The sequence below is a fragment of the Ruegeria sp. O11 genome, assembly GCF_056535285.1.
Window position 1 is genome coordinate 286,438 of the sequence record NZ_JBQERS010000004.1, and the last position, 19,722, is coordinate 306,159.

Genomic DNA, 19,722 nt, shown 5'->3' on the forward strand with positions numbered 1-19,722 from the left:
AATGCAGGCTTAGTTGCCCAGAGCGTTGATCTTATCCAAAACGCCTTCGGGCCACGAACCGGCGAATTCGCTGTCCAGATACATGGATTGTACCTGATCGCGGAACGCTGCGAGATCGGGTTCGTAGATCTCCATGCCCTGCTCTTTCAGGAAGCTTACAAGATCCTCTTCTTTCTGAAGCTGCTTTTGGCGACCCGATTCAGCAGCTGCATCTGCAGCTTCTTGAACCTTAGCTTGCTGTTCAGGGGTCAGGCTGTCCCAAACCTCTTTGCCGATGGCAATATAGTTCAGGTCCACCAGATGTGACGTCAGAACGATCTGGTTGGTCACTTCGTAGAACTTTGCGTCCACAACGGTCGGCAGCGGGTTGTCCTGACCGTCAACAGCTCCGGTCGACAACGCAGTGTAGACCTCCGAGAACGCCATTGGTGTCGGAGCCGCACCCAGAGCCTTACCCAGGAACTGCCATGCATCAGTGCCGGGCATCCGCAGGTTCACACCTTCCAAGTCGGCCGGTGTCGAAACCGTCAATTCATCTTTGGGCTGGCGCAGGTTTACCTGGCGACGACCCAGATACATCACCGACAGCAATTTGACGCCCAGCTCTTCTTCGGCCTTCTGCTTGAAGGCATCCATCAAGGGATCGTTGAAGACAGCAACCTGATGCGCGGCGTCCTGATGGACATAGCCTGCGGTGAAAATTGAAAACTCGGGGAAGAACTGTGCCAGTTCCTGCGCCGACGTGATCGACATTTCCAGGTTACCGCGGCTGATCGCGTCCAACTCGGTACCTTGTGCGAAGATGGTGCCGTTATAGCTGGGCTCATAACTCGCGAAATCGGCGACCATCGGTGCGAAAACTTCGGCCATGGCGACCGAACGCTGATCGGTTTCCGACCCCGAGGTCGCGAGGCGAAGTTGCACTTTATCCTGCGCCAGCGCACCGCTTGTTGCGCTGAACAGAACACCGGTGGCGACCAGGGCTGACACAGCAGCCCGGCGTGTAAGTTTGAAAGTCACTTTTTTCCTCCCTGAGACATCATTGATGCTTCTTTTTTGACGATTCCAAGTTTTGACCTATTTTGGACATTTTGCAAGATTTTTTACAAAATATTTGATATTTTATACAACCGATACATTTGCGATCGGCGCTTGCTGAAACCTTTCTATCCTGATCGTTTCGCCTGATCTGCAAGAATTCTGAATGGCCTCAATGACTTGAAGCGTTCTAAAACCTTCCCATCCCGATACGATCGGCTCGGCTTCGTGCCGGGCCACCTCAACAAAATGCCTGAGTTGATTGACCAAAGGGTCAGAGGCGCCCTTCTTGAGCGCTGTGGACGAAATGGGGGTCCACCAATCTCTTTGCTCACCCCGATAGCTCCAGAGCCGGAGGTCAGGGACGGATAGCGACCCATGAGAGCCACCGATCATGTAGCTGCTTTCAGTGGTTGATGGATAGATTGGATATTCCTGAGACGTCATCTCCCAACTCCATGGCGCGACGATGCTGTCAGACACGCTTATGGTGCCAATGGCTCCGCCTTCGAACGTCAGCAACGCGCCAGCAACATCCTCGTTGTCGTAGCCGCGCTGCGATGCAGCCGATTGCGCCTGAACGGTTACGACCTCTCCGGCCAGATGCCGCAGAAGATCGACGTCATGGACAAGATTAACCGAGATGGGTCCCGCGCCAGGTTTCTTTCGCCAGGGCGCAGTGTCAAAATACTCGTCGGGCTTATAGAACCAACAATTCGCATGGATTGCACGAACATCACCGATCTGCCCATCCGAGATCGCCTCCTTGGCCGATTTGATCAGTGGATTGTACCGGCGATGGTGTCCAACCATAAGCGGTACGTCTGCCTTCTCCGCCTCTTGAACAAGCTCTAGTGCCGCAGCAGCTTCTACGGCAATCGGCTTTTCCACGAGTATGGGGCAACCGTGCCGTATGCACGTGAGGCCCTGCTCGACATGAAGTGTCGTTGGGGTCGCCAGCACAGCGCCGTCCGGGGTCTGATTGGCGAACATTTCTTCAAGAGTCTCGTAACACGCGACCCCATGTTCATCAGCATACGCGCGGCCTTCGTCGCTGGGATCGACAAACGCAACAAGATCGACATGACGCAACGCACGTATTGCATCTGCGTGGCGACGCCCAACAAGGCCAATGCCGACGATGGCAATGCGAAAGTTCTGAGGCACTTTGGTTCCTTTCGGAGGATCCCAAAAGCTCTGGATCCTAAGTTTGCGACTAGGCTGCAACGCCCAATTTGAACACGACCGTATTGGGGTTTTTCCGATTCCGCAATAATGTATGATATTTTTATTTTTACCATACAACAGTTTGGATTGCTGATGACCTTCAATAATGATAGATGAACGAGGAAACCAAGAATATCGGGTGAAATGCATGGCGAAGCAGCCGTCTACGATAGGTGCAAGCACGTATCAGCGCATCAAACGGGATATCATTTTCGGAGAGTTGCAGCCCGGCTCGAAACTTAAGCTGGACGCTTTGAAAGAGCGGTACTCAGCAAGCCTTTCGACGCTTCGTGAAACGCTGAACAGGCTTGCCAGCGACGGGTTTGTCGAAGCTCCCGAGCAACGGGGTTTCCTGGTTACGCCAGTTTCCCGTGAAGACCTGACCGAGATCGCAGAGCTGCGCGCCCTGTTGGAATGCCACGCATTGGAATTGTCGATTGCAAACGGCGACACGGATTGGGAAGGCAACCTTGTCGCCGCGCACCATAAGCTGCACCTGATGGAACAGCAGCTGCTAAAGGGAGATGACTCTGAGAAAGAAACCTGGAAACGGTATGATTGGGAGTTTCACCAAGCCATGATCGCGGCGTGCAACTCCAGGAACCTTCTGACGCTGCACTCGATCATCTACGATAAATACCTGCGCTATCAAATGCTTGTACTAACCTATCGCGGCGAAGAAGCCGTCGAGGAGCATAAAGGCATGTTCAATGCCGCCTTGGCCAGAGACGCAGATACCGCCAAGAAGCTGCTAGTGGATCATATCCGGAACGGCCTCGCACACACGTTAGAGGCCATGTAGCCTGCCATAACTAATTGAATTGCTGTAGATCCACCCGCGAACGACTACGGACGCGTCTAAGAAGCAATGTAGGTGCGTGCTTAACGTTGCATTCATATCATTGATTTTATTCAGAAAATTTGGGTGTCTTCGCCCATAATTTGCACAGCACTTGCGTATAAGTCTGCACGGTTCACTATACGCGCTCAATTGTCGATTGTCGTAACGTGGCTCGATCAACTTGGACACACCAAACTCAATCTAAAGTGCATTCTTCTTGGAAGTATTCAATCCAAAACTGAACAACACAACTCAATTGCGAGGTTATGGTAGATCCCTTTCAATGTAGCGCGGCTCGGTCGGCCTTCTCGCAGGCAGCCAACTAGTACTTTGGCGACATACAAGTTTTGCAGCAACTCTGCAAAACGCGCAAATACATGGCTCCGTAGTGCGAGCCCACTCTACTTGGAGGAGCTTGTTTACGGTTAATTTGAAACTGTATCTAGCTCCTGTGGAAAGGGCTTCAGCCGCAGTACTTTCGTACCTCAGTATCCCTAAGCCCGGTGGCCACAAGCATGCATCTGTTTCGCGCCTCATAATAGTACCCACGTGCATACCACATGACCGCTTCGGGCTCGTTTCCATCTGAAACCATCCAAGCTCCACGCAAGTATTTCACGGCGTATGTCAGGTTGGTCTGAGCGTCCAAGAGGTCGGAAGGCTGTCCGCGAAATCCCATCTGGCGCGCTGTCGCAGGCAGAATCTGCATCAGGCCGTAGTATGGGCCATTTCGAGCATTGGGACGATAATCGCTTTCTCGTTGGATCACACGGTGTACTAGGCTCCTCGGCACACCGTTTGCGTCCGCAGTTTCGTCGATCATCAGACGCAGCTCAGGGGTCTCACCGGGATAAAGTCGGGTAATTGGCTCTGCGGGTTCCTTGCCGCAAGCGGTAATAAATAGCGCGGCAAGAATGACTGTGTATCGCATCAAAATTCTCATCTCATTAACTACAAGATTCATCAGCGCTCAATTACGATTGATATTCAATATCCCAAGGTATTGTTGGGCGGGATTTGGCCAGATTTGATTTGGCACCTAATACCGACGGTGCACTCTCTTTTCAGTAACGACATGCCTCTTTTTTTGACGCTCACGCAAAAAGACAAACAATCCTGACCCCAAGATCAGTGCGATACCGATGGCGACAGGCAGGTTTGGGAGCTCGCCCCAGATGATCCATCCCCAGAAAATGGCCATGGGAAGACCTACATATTCAAATGGTGCCACTGTAGCCGCGTCTGCCATGCGGTAAGCTTGGCCAAGGCAATACCCGATGATTGCAGAATTGAATCCTAAGCCGATAAGCAACCAGCGATCAGACCCTTCGGGCCAAACCCAAGCCCGCAGCAAAAAGATCAGGCTTTCGTTTTCGAACTCGTTCGCAAAACGACCATCCCCTGCCACTGACCAGAACAACAAGCTGACAACGATAAAGCACGCCTGAATGTAAACAGCCATTGCTGAGGCCTTGGACTTTGCGCCAAGGAAACGGGTTAGCACGTTGTTGAGGGCATAAGTGAAAGCAGCAAGAACCGGCAGGGCATACATCAACAGACCAACTTCACGCTCTCCACCGGCCTCCCATGGGCGAGTCATGATCACTACGCCCAAAAATCCGACAAGCACGGCGCCAATCCGCATCGGCCCAACTTTTTCGCCAAGCAATGGTATACTCAGCAATGTGATCATCAAGGGGGCTACGAAGAAAACAGCGGTGGCTTCTGCCAGCGGCATTACCGCCAGAGCCGTAAAGAATGTCAGATTGGCAATGACAATCAGCAGCCCCCGCAAAAGGTGAAGTCCCGGCTGATCGGTTTTCAGGATGCGCCAACCGCCCTCCATCTGGACAAGGGCAAAGCTGAACCCGATCCCGATCAACGATCTAGTAAACACCATTTGGTGCAAGGGGTAACCGCCAGACAGGAATTTGATCAGCATATCATTGATAGAAATCGCCAATATTCCGATCAGTACGAACGCAATACCAGCTGTCGGGTTATGTAGTTTTTGTTCCGCTGTCATGAAGTGCCCTTTCTTTGGGCCACTACCATGGGTCACACAGTAGGTCACGTCGCTTTGCGACACAGCGGTTCGCTCAAATATCCGCGACGCGCTTCCGGAGCCGCTTCCATTCTCGCTCTCGAAGCCTCTGTGCCGACGGCCGTGGTCGGCAACCTCCCTCTCCCCACTATCGTCGCGTCGCTTGGAGACAAGATCATCACCGATAATGAGGTAAGTTTATAAGTGCAGCAATGGAGCCCCCGAATGCCGACAAGAAAACGACCGAATGTGATACTGATCCTGGCTGATGATCTGGGTTTTGCAGATTTGGGTGCCACCGGATCGGAAATTCGCACCCCAAATATCGATGGCCTTGCAAGTGATGGTGTGCTGCTTACAGCAATGTATAACTGCGCCCGCTGTTGTCCTACGCGGGCATCTCTTTTGACCGGGTTGTATCCACACAGCGCCGGCGTGGGTCACATGGGGGCCGACCTGGGCACGCCCGCATACCAGGGGTTTTTACGTAATGACAGCGCCACCATAGCGGAACACCTACGTGCAGGTGGCTATCGGACATTGATGTCCGGCAAATGGCATGTCGCCGGAGATTTCATGGCGCGCGAAGTCGACAGCTGGCGGGTCGGAGATGTTGAGCATCCGACGCCGAGACAGCGCGGGTTTGATCGCTTCTACGGGATCGTCGATGGCGTCACCCACTTCTTCTCGCCCCACTACATGCTCGAAGATGACAGCCGTGTCATGACATTCCCGGATGACTTCTATTTCACAGATGCAATCACGGACAAAGCAATTGAAATGATCGAAGAAACACCCGACGGCCAGCCTTTTTTTCTTTATCTCGCACATACTGCGCCGCATTGGCCCCTGCATGCCCATCCCGAGGACATCGCTCGCTATGACGGGGTGTATTCAGGCGGCTGGGACACAATCCGTACCGCACGGCACGAAACCATGAACAGCATGAACCTGTTTCAGAGGAACTGGGAAATTTCTCCGCGTGATGTTGCCGTCCACCCCTGGGAGGCCGAACAGAATACCGATTGGGAGGCACGAAAGATGGCCACCTATGCTGCGATGGTAGACCGGATGGATCAATCTATCGGTAGACTTATCGCTGCGTTAAAGCGTTTGGGGCAGTTTGAAGACACCTTGATTTTGTTCCTGTCCGACAATGGTGGCTGCGCTGAATTCATGGCGGAAGACGGATGGGCAAAGTTCTTCCCGGATACCACAAATGACGGCCACCCCATTGAAATGGGAAACCGCCCCGACGTGATGCCGGGCGGTGCCCAGACATACCAGAGCTACGACAAGCCATGGGCAAATGTCTCGAATGCACCATTTCGGTTGTTCAAGCACTACGTTCATGAAGGCGGGATTTCGACACCGCTCATCGCGCATTGGCCCAATGGGTTTGCCTCTAAGGAAAACGCGCACGCCGCCTGTCATGTCGTAGATGTTTTACCCACTATTTTAGAGGCAACAGGATGCCAGTACCAAATTGAGGTTGGTGGTCACGAAATTCAGCCTATGCAGGGGCAGTCATTGATGGACCTGTTCCGCGGCAAGGACTGGGCGCGAGAAGAGCCTATCTTTTTCGAACATGAAGGAAATTCGGCGGTACGGCTGGGTCAGTTCAAACTTGTCAGGCAGCATGGGCAAGATTGGGAACTCTATGACATCGAAGCGGATCGCACGGAGTTGACTGATTTGAGAGGGAGCAACGCCGACTTGGAGGCAGACCTGATTAGTCAATACAATAACTGGGCCAAACAGACAGGTGTTATGGATTGGGATCTTGTGCTTCCGAGGCTGCTGGCGGCTTGGAAAATTGAAACAGCAGAGGGATAGTTGGCTTAACGCAGGGATCATAACCGTCCATCTCTGTACTCCAAGTAAATGACTGCCCCCAGCCCAAACCGTTCATTCGTCACAAGGCCTTGCAGTTCCGGCTTCGGACTATAAGCCATCAGAGATTGATGGGAGGTGTCGTCACACTGGTTAGCGTCGCCGTTGCAAACAGGATCAGGACAACAGCCAACATCTCCATTGAAATCGACCGCCGGAGAGCAATTTCCGCGCCGCGCTTCTCAGCCCTGAGAGCCGGAACAAATCTCAGCTTGTTCAGCACCGCGAGGCCAAGAAGGGCAGAAACGATCACGACCTTGATCAAAAGCCCCAATCCATATGCCGTCCCAAAAAAGGTGGCTATGGAGCCCGAAAGCAACCACGCGAGCGCTGCGCCCGCAACAATCAGGACGGCAACTCCATAAGCAGCGACACTGCCAAAGTGGTGCAGTAGATCGGCCCCAGTGGGAGTGAGAGCTGCTTTGCGCAAGGGCAGGAGAGCACCGACCCAAAACGCGGCAGCCAGCAGATGAAGAACCAGCAAGACCGCGAGAGCCGCTCTAGGCTCTCCGAGCGAGTGCCCCACCTGGGCAAATGAAATCGCAATGGCGAGGCAACCCACCAAAGCGACCCACTGACCTACGCGGGGGAGCAGGATTGCCAATATCGCGAGTTCACCCACCCCTCGCCAAATCGCGGCGGTGCCAAGCGGACTATCCCAAACAAAACCAAGCATCATTGGGTCCGTCGCGCCCTCAAAGCCCATCCCGGATATCCGCGTTGCTCTGATGCCAAAACGTAAAGCAAGCACGGCCAAACCGATAATCGCAGCTCCGACCGCGAGGTGCCGCGCAAGGCGTAGAACAGACTCTTCAGCGCGCTTGGCAAAGAGGGCCGTGAACAGGACGCTACCCATCGCTAGTAACACCGCACCGTAGCCAAGTGCTTTCGCCAAAATGGCCAAGACGACAACACCGTCAATGGGGGCCAGTCCAGTCATTTAGCGACTGTGAAAGAGAAGCTGCCCTGCATCGGGTGACCGTCGGAAGCCATACCGCGCCAGTCGAAGCGGTAGCTTCCGGGTGCAAGCTCTTCCAACGGCACAGCCCGGAATTCTGTAGCGGGGTCCATACCCGTTTCGCGGTCAATTTCGACGTCGCCATCTGGTGAGGTCAGCGTGACCGAGATGATGCGCATCGGATCATCGAACCGCATGGTAAGCTCCGGCACGTCCGTGACAGTCGCGCCGTCAGCCGGCGTCGTTTCTTCGGACTTGGAATGCGCGGCCGCAAGTATTGGAGCCATTGCTACGACCAAGCCGATAAGAGTTTGTTTGATCATCTGAGTTTTCCTCTATTCGGAATGGGCATTCAGCTCGTCGTGGTACTCACGAAGGTCATTGGGCCAGGTTGACTTGATATAAGAAAGGACCGCTATGATTTCGTCATCGCTGAGCACACCTTCATAGACCGGCATACCGGTTGGGGGCGCATTTTCCATCAGTCCGGCCAGGCCAAATTTGGTCAAGGTGAAGAGCGTTTCATCATCGTGGTGCCACGTATGCCCTGTGGCGTCATGCGGCGGTGCTGGTAGCAAACCATCCTCGCCGCGTTTCCGCCAGTTTGGCTGTCCTTCAAGGTTCTCACCGTGGCAGGCAGCACATTGGTCCGCGTAAATATCTTGGCCAATGGCGACAACTTCCCCGTCATCAGGTGTCAAGAGACCGACCGCTTCAGAGGCTTGGGCCAGAACGAACGCTACTGTGAAACCGGCGAGCGCAAGCCCACCGGTAACCAAGAGTGTTGTACGCCCTACCATCAGGTGTCGAACGGCTGAGCTGTGCCCGCGCGGTAGTACACCGTTCCGGTCCCTGCCTGCCCCCCAAATGCAACGACGTCGTAGCGGGCGGACGGATCGTCGCCCATACCAGGAGAGCCCATTGGCATGCCAGGAACAGCTAGCCCTGTGATGTCAGGCCGATCCTTCAACACGGTTTCCAGTGCCTCGAACGGCACATGGCCTTCAAAGACATAACCATCGGCTTCAATGGTGTGACAGGATGCAAGGTTCAGCGGGATACCCCGCGCTGACTTCTGTGCCTCGGGGTCTGTCAGTTCCTCAACGGTTACGGCGTAGCCACGTGCGAGAGCCAAGTCGGCCCAGGCGTGACAACATCCGCAACCTGGTGAGCTGAGCACGTGCATTGGAGTGCCTGCACGGACGGGAAGAGCGGTCGCGATGAGAGCAGTTGCGGACAGTGTGGTGAAGTGACGACGTGTGATCATGTCTGTCGGTCCTTTGATGTGAAATTTGAACGGATTGCAGGCGGGCGCCCGTTGCCGTTCAGGCTTTCGGAGGACCGGTGGGGACGCCCATTGCGAGGCCCGAAAAATCGGAATCAGCGTGCATCACACCACCCTCTGAGATCACCGATGGAGCAATCGGCGAAATCCCCGCCGTGGCGACAAGATCACTAAAACAGGATGCTGAACCCATGCCGCTGGTGGTGTCGCAACAATCCGCAACAGCTTTCTCGGCATTAGCCAACGGATCGTCGTCCGCCATTTGAGCATGATGACCAGAATGATCCGATCCATGGATCAAGCCATGCTTCACGGACGCTGCGGATGCGCCAGAGAATGCAACAACAAGAAGTATCGACAGGATCAAGCGAAACATACCAAATATCTACTGGGGGTATGTAGTTTTGACAAGTTACGAGGATGTGTCGAAGCAAACGATCCTAGTTGCATCCATTGAAGTTGCCCCACATCTCTGGATCCGGCCCGTCTAGAGCGGTGGTACATGAATCATCTGAAATTCCGGTAAAACTGAATTTTGACTGACCTGCGCATTAGTCAGCAACGGAAAGGTCAGCAGGTGGGTGTTTAGCCCAGTGTGATGCCGGTGATGAAGGTGTACGAGCTTTCAACCAGATCGATGACGACATCCAGCTCTTCGGGTGTGGTTGGAGTATAGATCATGACAAAGCCGCTCCACCCAGGACGTTGCTTGGCCCAAGGGTGAGCTACGGCCCAGCCAGCCTCAATTGCCCTTCGAGCCATTTCTGGGTCGAGCGAGGCGTGCAAGCTGCCATCAGGATGCATGTGCGCAAACTCAAACCCACCGACGATAGAGTTCGGTTGGGACAACAACATGTCGGTATCAAGCTGAAAGCCAATCGCGCCCGGAAGCGATATGCGTGTTGGGCCAAGCGTGACCCCTGGAAATTGCGCAACACGCTCCAGCAATAGCTTGGCCAAATCGGCATCAATTTCGACACCAATCTGAGTATGCGGTACTCCACTTGTCGTTTCAGGGCGGGGTGAGGTGCGCTCCGGCAAGGAGCGCTCTTGTGCGAATGCCAACGGGCACGTCAACGCCACCGCTATCGCAGCAACCGCCAGTAGTCTAAGGAACACATTCATTTTGTTGCCAGCCCGTCAAAAGTTAAGAATGAGCGCTCAGCGCAGTATCAGCGCCCTTGCACACATTACTCAGCCTTTAATGCTTCGATATTGATCAAGAGCTCTATTTCATCGCTCACCGCTGGAGCAAATGCCCCAAGTCCGAATTCAGACCGCACGATAGTCGCCGTGGCAGCCAGCCCCAAGGTCGGCGTGCCCTCCTTTTCGCCAAAAGGGTATGGCGCTGACTTGTTAAGCGTTGTTTCCAGAACAACAGATTTGGTGACGCCATTCATGGTCAGGTCGCCAGAAATATTCGCGGTATTGTCACCGGTCACTTCAATGCTGGTTGAGGCGAAAGTGACCACGTCACCGTCGCTCGCGCTAAAAAAGTCATCGGACATGAAGTGTTGCAGACGGGCGTCCCAGCCCGTGATCATGGATTTTACAGGCATAGACACTGTGACAGACGACGCAGACGGATCATCTTCGTTGAACTCTATCTCGCCGCTAAAACCTGAGAACATTCCAAACGTTTCTGAGAAACCGATGTGGTCGTAGCTGAACAATACCTGGCTGTGTCCAGGATCCAGCTCGTAGTTGCCACTCTCGGACAATGCGGTTGTCGCGCCCATCGTTAAGAGTACCGCCAGCGGGGTTGCTGCCACTTTGAACATTGATACGCTCCTATTTTGAAAAGACGTGTTCGCGAAATCGAGTATTGAGCTTTAGCTTTTAGCTGGCCATACTTATAGAACAAAATGTTCTGCTGCACAACAAAATGTTCTATAGGAGGGGCGATTGAAAGAAGATCCTAGGCTGATCGCCACACGGCAGGCCGCGCTTGATGCGGCGCAAAGGATACTGAGGGATGAGGGCGTACTGCACGTAACTCATGGCGCAGTTTCGAAGGCAACTGGCATTTCGCGCAGCACACTTTACAGGCACTGGCCAGATGCGCGCAGTCTGCGTGATGCAGCATTCAGGCGCATCGCAACACCGCCGAATATACCGCCCAAAACCGATGGCCCGCTGCGATCTGACCTGCGCTGGTTACTCGGCGTACTGATGGGAGCCTTGAATGACACACCATGGGGCCAAATCGCGCCTCAGGTGGTCGCTGCTGCGTCCACCGACGAAGAAGCGCGGTTGGTGATCACTGAATTCATGAAAGACAGGTTCGCAAGTGTTGAAGCAGTATTTGCAGCCGCAATAAACCGCGGTGAGATCGCCGCGGATGTTCCGGTTGAACAGCTTATAGAACTAGCAGTCGCGGCACCTTATTTCCGCAAGCTCATACGTCACAAAGCACTGGACGAGGATTGGTTGGATCGACATGTTGATCTGCTTTGCAGTATCGCGAAAACCAATTCGGGACAGTGACCATCGCCTGACTTTGCAATCAAAGCGACCTGCAACAGGCGCGAGATTTCGGCAGAGCAGCAAATTAGATCAAAAGCATATCCAGTTAGTTCCCAATAGCGGTTGCTCCAAAAGGTCTCGGCAAAGATTCGCAATGATCGTTCTTCAAAGTTTGCAAAGTCCGCTTTCTGCGCATCTCAGACCTTCGCGTGAACCCCAGGTTCCTCAGGGAGGCCCTTTGCGGGATTGAGTAATGCAAAGGGCCATAAACGCGACGACTAGATTGAATTCGTTGCTAATGCAGACAAACGCGTAGCGCAAAACTATGGGCGAACTACACAAACTTATGGGGTGCGCGAAGTGTTATGCGCAATCCTACGCTAGATGTAGGTGCGCGCATAACACTGCATTTCCATCATTGATTTTGTTCAGAAAATCCGGGTGTCTTTGCGCATAATATCGCACAGCATTTGCGCGTAATTTTGCACGTTTTGCCCATAAGTTTGCACCGTTCGCTATACGCCCTCAATTGTCGATTGTCGTAGCATGGCTTGATCAACTTGAACGCACCAAAACTCAATCAAAAGTGCATTCTAATTGGCAAAACTCAACCCATACGGCGCCTAGGCAGCGGAAGTTCCGCAGTGAAGTGGACAAGAGCGGCATCGCAGACCCTGTCATTCCGATAAGCGTACAAGCGGAAAAGACAACCGAGGTGCTATTCACCGCCTACGGTATGGAAGGTATGATGAAGCTGAAGACTAACGTTGCCGACGCTGCCTAATATCAACAGGCCGTTCTGGATTTTCCGGACCTTTCGATCCAACACAGGCTTAGGAGGAGCTTAGCCGATGACACACCCCGCATTCACCTCGGACTCTGTGGCCGTGATTACCGGGGGTGCTTCCGGCATTGGCCTCGCCGCAGCAGTGAAGTTCGCTCAGATGGGCATGCGCATTGTTATTGTTGATCGAGACACCGAGAAACTGGCTACCGCGGCAAACTTGGTGTTAGCCGCTGGCGCGGCCGACATGATGACTTCTGAGACAGATGTCAGTGATCGCGCGCAGTTAGAGACGTTGGAACGGATGGTAGCAGACCGCCACGGCGGGGCAGACATCTTAATGAACAACGCTGGTGTCGGCGGCAAATCATCGACCATTGGGGACGCCACGGCTTGGGATAAGATGCTGGGCGTGAACCTTTGGGGTCCGATCCATGGCACCCAGGTCTTCGCGCCAAACATGATCGCCCGTGGCAGACCAGGCGCAATTATCAATACAGGGTCCAAACAAGGCATAACTACCCCGCCAGGTAACCCGGCTTACAATGTCTCAAAGGCGGCTCTCAAAGCCTTTACCGAGGCACTGTCCCACGAGCTCAGAACGGGTCCAGGTCATCAGATTACCGCGCATCTTCTGGTCCCTGGATTCGTCTATACCGGCATGATCTCCGCGCCCGAGAAGCCTGCCTCTGCCTGGACCGCTGAGCAGACTGTCGACTTCTTTGTTGAAAGCGTGAACCGCGGGGATTTCTACATCCTCTGCCCCGACAATGACGTTTCACGCGATACTGATGAGAAACGCATTGCTTGGAGCTTGGGAGACATCATTGAAAATCGCCCACCTCTCAGCCGATGGCATCCAGACTATAAGGAAGCGTTCGCGGATTTCATGGCGAAGCCTGGCTGATCATCGCCATAGACAATAAATCATGAAAAGTTGACGATTGAAGACTAACGGCAGCTTTACTGGTTGCCGGAACACCGGTTTGGGTGTTGCAGGCTATTTCGCGATAGGTCGTAAGAAGTAGACGTGAAGCGTTTTTGCTATCAGTTTGGTATTGAAGAGGGTTGTTCTAGCACGCAATTGCGGTCGCGACAGACCTGCTGCGCAATACAGCGAAAGGAAGCATTATGACCAAATCACTGAGAGCTTGTTTTTCTTTGTGGTTGGCTGCAATCGCTCCTGCGTATGCGCAAGAACCTCCTCGTCTTGTTTTGCAGCTGACCGTTGACGCGTTGCGGGGCGATCTGCCGACACGTTACTTTGAGAATCTTGGGGAGGGTGGCCTTAAGAATTTACTTGAAAACGGTGTACACTATGTGGACGCCCATCATTGCCATGCCAATACAGAGACTGTTGTCGGGCACGCCACATTGGCGACCGGGGCAACACCGGCAGTGCACGGGATGATCGGAAACATATGGTTCGACAGAACCTTGGACCGCGTTGTTTACAACGTTGAAGACAGCACCGCTCCGCTTCTTGGAGATGGCGCTGGCGTCAATGACGATATTGAAATTGACCCAACACAGACGGCAGCTGGCACAGATGGGCGGTCACCACGCGCTATGCTTGTTACGACGCTTTCGGACGAATTAAACGCTTCCACTGCTGGAGCGGCCAAGGTCTTTGGAGTTTCAATCAAAGACCGTGGGGCTATTACAATGGCGGGACAAAGCGGCAAAGCCTTCTGGTTCTCGAAAGCCGCAAATCGTTTCGTCACAAGCTCGTATTATTACGACAAATACCCTGATTGGGTTTCTGTCTGGAATGACGCATCGCCGAGTGCCTCCTTTGAAGGAACCTCTTGGGAATTGATGCACCCAAAGGAAGCCTATCTCTTTGGCGACCGTGACAACCAGCCATGGGAGACGGATGTCGCCGGGTTCGGCATAACCTTTCCTCATCGCTATTCTTCGATGCAAAATGGGTTTGACCCGCTAGAAAATCCCTACTTTACGACCTTTTTAACGCTTAGTCCCGCTGGCGACGATCTGACGGCGCAATTTGCCAAACGATTGATTGATGCCGAGGATATCGGGCAAGACGCGGTAACGGATTATCTGGCGATTAGCTTCTCGTCCGTGGATTACGTCAACCATGTGTTTGGCCCCTCCAGTCTTGAAGCCGAGGACACGATATACCGCCTCGATCAGACTCTCATGAATCTCTTCGCGTTTATCGACGAACGGATTGGGCTGGAAAACGTTTTGATCGTTCTATCGGCGGACCACGGCACCACCGATGCGCCGGGCTATTTGGAGAGTGTTGGCATCCAAACTGGCCTTGTTGCTCCGGACACATGGGACCCGACGGAACAGATAGCCAGGCTTAAGGAGCGGTTTGGGATCACCGGGAAATTGCTTGAGGGTTATAATCACCCCTATCTCAATATCGCCCCCGAAGTATTGGCTCGCCGTGATATTGATTTACCCACGCTGGAGTCAGCTATTGCAGAAGAGCTTCTATCCTTTCCCGATGTGGCATTCGCCGTCCCCAGTACGGCTATCGAAGCAAACCTCCTGCCCGATACCGACATCATGCGCCTGATCCGCAACAACTATCATCCGACCCGATCCGGGAACATATACGTAGTCTTCAAACCCGGCTGGTTCATCGCAGACTTCGATGGTCTGTCCGTCACATCCACCCACGGGTCACCGTGGCGCGGTGACACACATGTGCCGATTATCTTCGCTGGACCGAACTTAAAACCGCAACGGGTCGCACGCCGTGTTTGTACGACTGCTCTCGCATCCACACTGTCTGCATTATTGAGCACGGCGCGTCCCAATGGTGCGAGCGGTGAAGTGTTACAAGAAGTCTTGGATTAGACCGCTGTGAAGCGCGAGTCCTGATATTGAAGCAAGCTAGGCCAGACCGCGACGGCATCGTCCACAACGCGATCCTCATATTCGTTGCTTCTTGGCGACTACGGAAACCGCCCAACGCAGCACTCTTTAGCGTACACAAATGCGGAGCAGAACTTCACGGAACATATCGTTCCGGCTTCGGAGACTGAATACTCTCCAAATACTCAGCAATTTCGATAAGTCTGGAAGGAATTTGCGTAACCAAACCGTTGCCCGTATCGAATTCGACAGCAGGGCCGTCATTCAATTCGGTGATTATCGGCATGTCATCGCGAGGTTCTTGTACTTTCAAGTAACCGTCTAAGATCGACATGACCTCCAACATGGGCCACACACCCCCTCTGCGTTCGGAAATCCTTGTTAAATCAGCAGGCACTGTTTTCAAGTCAGCTGCGTCAGGTCCTTTCCCGGATGCATCGTTTCCGTGACATCTGGCGCAATGCTCAACAAAGAGGTCTTTACCAAGGTCCGAAAACTCCTCGGCCGCAGATATCGTTGCAACCGAAGAAATGCCCATGCTTGCAACGATCATGAAGTACCTCATAAGCCGGAGGTCCTTTGCTAAACGAGAGTTCACTACAACAAAAATGGACCGACATCTTCCCCCCGGTCAACGTCGGTCCTTTACCATATAACATTTGCTATCCTGTGGCCCAAAACCGATTGATGGGGACAGGCAGCAACGAGCTCAGAACAGCTTTACCATTTAACATTCGAAATTTAGCATGTGAAAGCGCTCAGCTCTTTGACATAAATCATATGTCGCGGCGCAGTCTGCCAGTGTTGGGTTCGACACCCCAATTCGGTCAAAGGAATTCGAGAGACTGCTTACGCGCTGCAGAACACTGCGCTTCACAGTGTTAGGTCTGCAATAGTCACCGGATCAAAAAAAGGTGTAAGTCCAGAAAACCGGCAAACGGTCAATTGCTGACCTAGCGCCAAGAACACTAATCTACTGTTGGATGCTTTCTAAGAAAAACAATAACCCTGCTAACTCGCGCGGGGTGGGCGTCAAGACACCCTCGATTTCAACCGGAACCAGGTCTTCCGCCATTTCCCCGCCAAATTCCGGCATAACCCGAGCAAGATGGCTGTTTCCCGGGTCGCCATAGATGTAGCTTAGGGCCCGTGCTTGAGGGAAAGTGCCTGCGTTCTTCGCGCTCAATGTTGTCAAATCTGTTGGCTCAACGGAAAGACCGCTGCTTGCCGGGCCACTGCCTCTACCATCCACACCATGACAAGAAGTACAGTTTTCTGAGAAAAAGGCTGCCCCATCAGCGCGAGTGGGCATGACATCGGCGTCAGGATACAAATCTGTACACGACGCTGTGGCTAGAGCGATAGATCCAGCCGATAAAATAACCCACCTTGTAGCGTGCATGCTCTACCCCGTTTTTTATTCAGCCTACGATCCAATTTAGAACATGGCAATGACAGCAACTGGGGTTAAAAATCAGGAAGGGTCAACTTTACAGACTCTTACAAGAACTTGGACATTGCCGCTCACCAAGGGGGGGTGAAAGTTATTTCTAGACCTTTTATGTCTGCGGGCATTTCACTTTTGAGAATCTAAGCAGAGTATTCAACAATCACGATTGGGAGATCCAAACATGCTGAAAGCTTCGTCCCGAATAGTTTGGCTCGAAGCGATAGGGGCGATCCTAATGATCCTACTTGGGTCCGGGCTGCACTTTGCATTTGTTTTGCTTGGAAGTTGGACGCCAATGGCGCTTGTGGCAGCTGTCAACGAGTCAATTTGGGAACACTTAAAGCTGGCTTTTTGGCCAGGATTGTTTTGGGCCTGCCTAATGCCGCTTCCACCCCGACTTACAAGAAGGGACGTATTTAGTGCTAAAGGAGTTAGCCTCGCAATTACTGCTATTTTGATTGTAATAGTATTCACAGCGTACACAGCGATATTTGAGCGCAACTTTTTGTTGATTGATATTGGAATATTTGTTGCAGCAATTTGCATCGGCCAGATCGTGTCAATTCTGATGCTTGCTTACGAAGATCAAATACCTGCACTCATTCATGTATTCGGCTTGTTTCTCCTTGGGGTTCAAGTCGTCGCCTATAGTACCCTAACATTTTTCCCTCTTAATCACTGGCTGTTCATTGAAGCACAATCTGGCACGATAGGTATTTCTGCCCGTTAGATGGACAGTCGGTCCTATTGGTGACGCATGCTTGCATCCCCATGAATTTCAAAGACGATTTTCCCAAGCTTGACGGGCCCTAAACAGGGCGTTTGAGTAGAGGCATGGACCGTTGGATTTCGGATTCGATTGCCAAGATCAATGCAGATGCTCACCGCTCTGCCGATACGCACCTTTTCAAGCTTCCCGTCCGGGGGCTGAAGGGCGTAGACATCTATCTCAAGGATGAAAGTACACATCCCACTGGCAGCCTCAAGCACAGGCTGGCACGCTCGCTTTTCCTTTATGCGCTTGTAAACGGGAAAATAAGGGAAGAGACACGTGTAATCGAAGCCTCGTCTGGCAGCACCGCCGTTTCAGAAGCTTACTTCGCCCGTATGATCGGAGTGCCTTTTACCGCGGTTCTCCCAAAATCTACCGCCAAGAGCAAAATCGACCTAATCCGGTTCCAAGGTGGGGAAATCCACTTCGTCGATGCGGCGCCGGACATGCACCAGGCCTCGGTTGAACTGGCAGCTGAAGTCGGCGGCTACTTCATGGATCAGTTCACTTACGCCGAGCGGGCGACGGATTGGAGAGGCAACAACAACATTGCAGAAAGCCTTTTTCGTCAGATGGAACGAGAGCCACATCCAATTCCATCGGTTATTGTGATGAGCGCGGGCACTGGCGGAACTTCAGCAACTTTGGGGCGGTACATTCGCTACAAGGGCTATAACAGTGAATTGGTTGTTGTGGACCCCGAAAACTCAGTGTTTTTTGATAGCTTTCGAACTGGAGACAGGACCCTGACCCGCCCCTGTTCAAGTCGTATTGAAGGTATCGGACGTCCCAAGGTAGAGAAGTCATTTTTGGCAGATGTAATCGACCGTATGATCCAAGTGCCCGATGCGGCAAGCATTGCGACAATGCTCTGGCTAGAAGATCGGATCAGGCGGCGGGCAGGCCCATCAACAGGCACAAACCTTTGGGGCGCTTTGCAAGTTGCGCAAGAGATGGAGGCTGCCGGACGATCTGGCTCCATTGTCACTATTCTGTGTGACGACGGAAACCGTTATCTCGACACCTACTACGATCCGGAATGGGTGATGGAAAACTTCGGCGAAACCGCCTCTTACGAAGCTACTTTGGCAGGATATCACTGAATTCAAACGATGAGGAAAGCATGAAAAGAGTGAAATCTTTGTTTGCAGCGCTTCTGGCATCAATGGTCGCCGCAATGTTTTGCGCCACAACAGTTTTCGCCGCCTCCCAGGAAGCACAACAGATCATCGAAAGAGCAGCCGCTGATTGCAAAGACTTCGAGAATGGAGAGTTCGATCAGGGTGACGCCGTGACCGAGATCGAGCTGCGCTCCCAGTTTGGCACGGCTAAGGCTGAACTCGTAGATGAAAGTCAGTATTCCTGCTCTTCTGCTGCTTCTATGTACTGCGGAACAGGGGGTTGCATGCTCAATCTTATCGTCGACGGTGAAACCATGTCGTGGCAGGCAACGGGTTGGCGTCTTATTGACTGGGGGCCTGATCGTATACTGCTTATTGGACGAGACGGTGGTTGGTGCGGAAGCGGAGGAGCCGAGGTTTGTTATGAGGCTTTGGTTTGGAGTAATGGGAAGATTTTGACCGTAGGATCGTCGCAAGAGTAAGCCCGCGCGGCGCTAGCGGTTGTTTACGCGCCTGGCCTAATGGGTCAGAACTTTTGGATTGAGCTTTATCTAGTCTATCGTGAACAGCTCCTGTCTTTCAGCAACACCGCGCAATCTGTATTGCCCCAGCGAAACAAGGCTTGGAATGGAGCCCACCAAGTCGCCCGCCACCTTGTCGGAAACAACAATGTTCTGATCAAGCGCGCTGCACATGCCTAAAATGCGCGAAGTTGTATTTACCGCTGGGCCGACCACCGTGAAATCCAAGCGAAACCTACCGCCAATATTGCCGTAAAGAACATTGCCTGCGTGCAACGAAAGAGTGAAGCCGGTCGTTGGTAAACCGTCCGCTTGCCGTCGTTGGTTGAGTTCCTCAAAGGTATCTCGCAACTCCGCTGCCGCGTGAATTGCGACGCGGCGAGCGTCCGGAACTTGATTGATATCGAAGATGGCAAGCATTCCATCTCCCATGAATTTCAGAACGTTACCGCCATTGCGTTCGACTACG

Annotated in this window: 22 protein-coding genes; 8 read left to right on the plus strand and 14 right to left on the minus strand. The window is 52.9% G+C overall.

Annotation, left to right across the window (positions count from 1 at the left end; translation table 11 throughout):
* Positions 1-9: 9 nt before the first annotated feature.
* Together ACRZ91_RS11500 and ACRZ91_RS11505 are read right to left on the minus strand one after the other, a co-directional pair.
* The gene (locus tag ACRZ91_RS11500) at positions 10-1,020 is read right to left on the minus strand and encodes a sialic acid TRAP transporter substrate-binding protein SiaP (protein WP_170547153.1); all 1,011 of its coding nucleotides are present in this window, start codon (positions 1,018-1,020) and stop codon (positions 10-12) included.
* A gap of 102 nt (positions 1,021-1,122) precedes the next feature.
* Positions 1,123-2,205: a Gfo/Idh/MocA family protein gene (locus tag ACRZ91_RS11505; RefSeq protein ID WP_170772205.1), complete on the minus strand. Its 1,083-nt coding sequence runs from the start codon at positions 2,203-2,205 to the stop codon at positions 1,123-1,125.
* 208 nt (positions 2,206-2,413) lie between these two features.
* On the opposite strand from ACRZ91_RS11505, the gene ACRZ91_RS11510 reads away from it, so the two are divergent.
* Positions 2,414-3,067: a GntR family transcriptional regulator gene (locus ACRZ91_RS11510; protein ID WP_010443508.1), complete on the plus strand. Its 654-nt coding sequence runs from the start codon at positions 2,414-2,416 to the stop codon at positions 3,065-3,067.
* A gap of 502 nt (positions 3,068-3,569) precedes the next feature.
* Here ACRZ91_RS11510 and ACRZ91_RS11515 read toward each other — a convergent pair.
* Positions 3,570-4,037, minus strand: coding sequence for a transglycosylase SLT domain-containing protein (locus ACRZ91_RS11515; RefSeq protein ID WP_480610213.1), 468 nt, complete (start codon positions 4,035-4,037; stop codon positions 3,570-3,572).
* Positions 4,038-4,145: 108 nt separating this feature from the next.
* A complete protein-coding gene (locus ACRZ91_RS11520; protein ID WP_480905374.1) occupies positions 4,146-5,132 on the minus strand; it encodes a DMT family transporter in 987 nt (328 codons plus the stop codon).
* Between the two features lie 243 nt (positions 5,133-5,375).
* Here ACRZ91_RS11520 and ACRZ91_RS11525 point away from each other — a divergent pair, with 243 nt between their 5' ends.
* On the plus strand, positions 5,376-6,986 hold the full coding sequence (locus tag ACRZ91_RS11525) for an arylsulfatase (protein ID WP_480905377.1): 1,611 nt from the start codon (positions 5,376-5,378) through the stop codon (positions 6,984-6,986).
* Positions 6,987-7,104: 118 nt separating this feature from the next.
* On the opposite strand, the gene ACRZ91_RS11530 is transcribed toward ACRZ91_RS11525, so the two are convergent.
* The 7 genes from ACRZ91_RS11530 to ACRZ91_RS11560 form a co-directional block, all read right to left on the minus strand.
* Entirely contained in the window at positions 7,105-7,983 is an 879-nt protein-coding gene (locus ACRZ91_RS11530; protein WP_480905380.1) for a CopD family protein, read from the minus strand.
* Positions 7,980-8,324 (minus strand): copper resistance CopC family protein, encoded by a 345-nt coding sequence (locus ACRZ91_RS11535; protein WP_260023800.1) that lies wholly within the window; start codon positions 8,322-8,324, stop codon positions 7,980-7,982. The genes ACRZ91_RS11530 and ACRZ91_RS11535 overlap by 4 nt, the downstream gene beginning before the upstream one ends.
* A gap of 12 nt (positions 8,325-8,336) precedes the next feature.
* A complete protein-coding gene (locus tag ACRZ91_RS11540; protein ID WP_480905384.1) occupies positions 8,337-8,801 on the minus strand; it encodes a c-type cytochrome in 465 nt (154 codons plus the stop codon).
* Complete coding sequence (locus tag ACRZ91_RS11545) at positions 8,801-9,268, minus strand: DUF411 domain-containing protein (RefSeq protein WP_480905387.1); 468 nt, start codon at positions 9,266-9,268, stop codon at positions 8,801-8,803. Before ACRZ91_RS11545 ends, ACRZ91_RS11540 begins: the two co-directional genes overlap by 1 nt.
* Positions 9,269-9,326: 58 nt before the next feature.
* Complete coding sequence (locus ACRZ91_RS11550) at positions 9,327-9,662, minus strand: hypothetical protein (RefSeq protein ID WP_480905390.1); 336 nt, start codon at positions 9,660-9,662, stop codon at positions 9,327-9,329.
* 209 nt (positions 9,663-9,871) lie between these two features.
* Positions 9,872-10,327 carry a luciferase domain-containing protein gene (locus ACRZ91_RS11555; protein WP_480905393.1) on the minus strand — a complete coding sequence of 152 codons (456 nt, stop codon included), beginning with the start codon at positions 10,325-10,327 and terminating at the stop codon, positions 9,872-9,874.
* A 149-nt stretch (positions 10,328-10,476) separates the two neighbouring features.
* A complete protein-coding gene (locus ACRZ91_RS11560; protein ID WP_480905395.1) occupies positions 10,477-11,067 on the minus strand; it encodes a YceI family protein in 591 nt (196 codons plus the stop codon).
* Between the two features lie 124 nt (positions 11,068-11,191).
* On the opposite strand from ACRZ91_RS11560, the gene ACRZ91_RS11565 reads away from it, so the two are divergent.
* The 3 genes from ACRZ91_RS11565 to ACRZ91_RS11575 all read left to right on the plus strand — a co-directional run bounded on the left by ACRZ91_RS11565 (position 11,192) and on the right by ACRZ91_RS11575 (position 15,371).
* Complete coding sequence (locus ACRZ91_RS11565; RefSeq protein ID WP_480905398.1) at positions 11,192-11,773, plus strand: TetR/AcrR family transcriptional regulator; 582 nt, start codon at positions 11,192-11,194, stop codon at positions 11,771-11,773.
* Between the two features lie 830 nt (positions 11,774-12,603).
* Complete coding sequence (locus tag ACRZ91_RS11570) at positions 12,604-13,443, plus strand: SDR family oxidoreductase (protein WP_170547114.1); 840 nt, start codon at positions 12,604-12,606, stop codon at positions 13,441-13,443.
* A gap of 224 nt (positions 13,444-13,667) precedes the next feature.
* On the plus strand, positions 13,668-15,371 hold the full coding sequence (locus ACRZ91_RS11575) for an alkaline phosphatase family protein (protein ID WP_480905401.1): 1,704 nt from the start codon (positions 13,668-13,670) through the stop codon (positions 15,369-15,371).
* A gap of 154 nt (positions 15,372-15,525) precedes the next feature.
* Here ACRZ91_RS11575 and ACRZ91_RS11580 read toward each other — a convergent pair whose 3' ends face one another.
* Both ACRZ91_RS11580 and ACRZ91_RS11585 read right to left on the minus strand, forming a co-directional pair.
* Positions 15,526-15,942, minus strand: coding sequence for a c-type cytochrome (locus tag ACRZ91_RS11580; protein ID WP_170547476.1), 417 nt, complete (start codon positions 15,940-15,942; stop codon positions 15,526-15,528).
* A 420-nt stretch (positions 15,943-16,362) separates the two neighbouring features.
* A complete protein-coding gene (locus ACRZ91_RS11585) occupies positions 16,363-16,791 on the minus strand; it encodes a c-type cytochrome (RefSeq protein WP_480905404.1) in 429 nt (142 codons plus the stop codon).
* A gap of 229 nt (positions 16,792-17,020) precedes the next feature.
* Between ACRZ91_RS11585 and ACRZ91_RS11590 the strand changes: the two genes are divergently transcribed.
* From ACRZ91_RS11590 to ACRZ91_RS11600, 3 genes are all read left to right on the plus strand, one after another.
* Positions 17,021-17,569, plus strand: a complete 549-nt coding sequence (locus ACRZ91_RS11590) for a DUF6512 family protein (protein WP_480905407.1) — start codon at positions 17,021-17,023, stop codon at positions 17,567-17,569.
* A gap of 104 nt (positions 17,570-17,673) precedes the next feature.
* Complete coding sequence (locus ACRZ91_RS11595) at positions 17,674-18,714, plus strand: PLP-dependent cysteine synthase family protein (RefSeq protein WP_170547472.1); 1,041 nt, start codon at positions 17,674-17,676, stop codon at positions 18,712-18,714.
* Between the two features lie 20 nt (positions 18,715-18,734).
* A complete protein-coding gene (locus tag ACRZ91_RS11600; protein ID WP_480905411.1) occupies positions 18,735-19,214 on the plus strand; it encodes a hypothetical protein in 480 nt (159 codons plus the stop codon).
* 69 nt (positions 19,215-19,283) lie between these two features.
* Here ACRZ91_RS11600 and ACRZ91_RS11605 read toward each other — a convergent pair.
* The coding region (locus tag ACRZ91_RS11605; protein ID WP_480905414.1) for an adenylate/guanylate cyclase domain-containing protein at positions 19,284-19,722 on the minus strand (439 nt) is incomplete at its 5' end.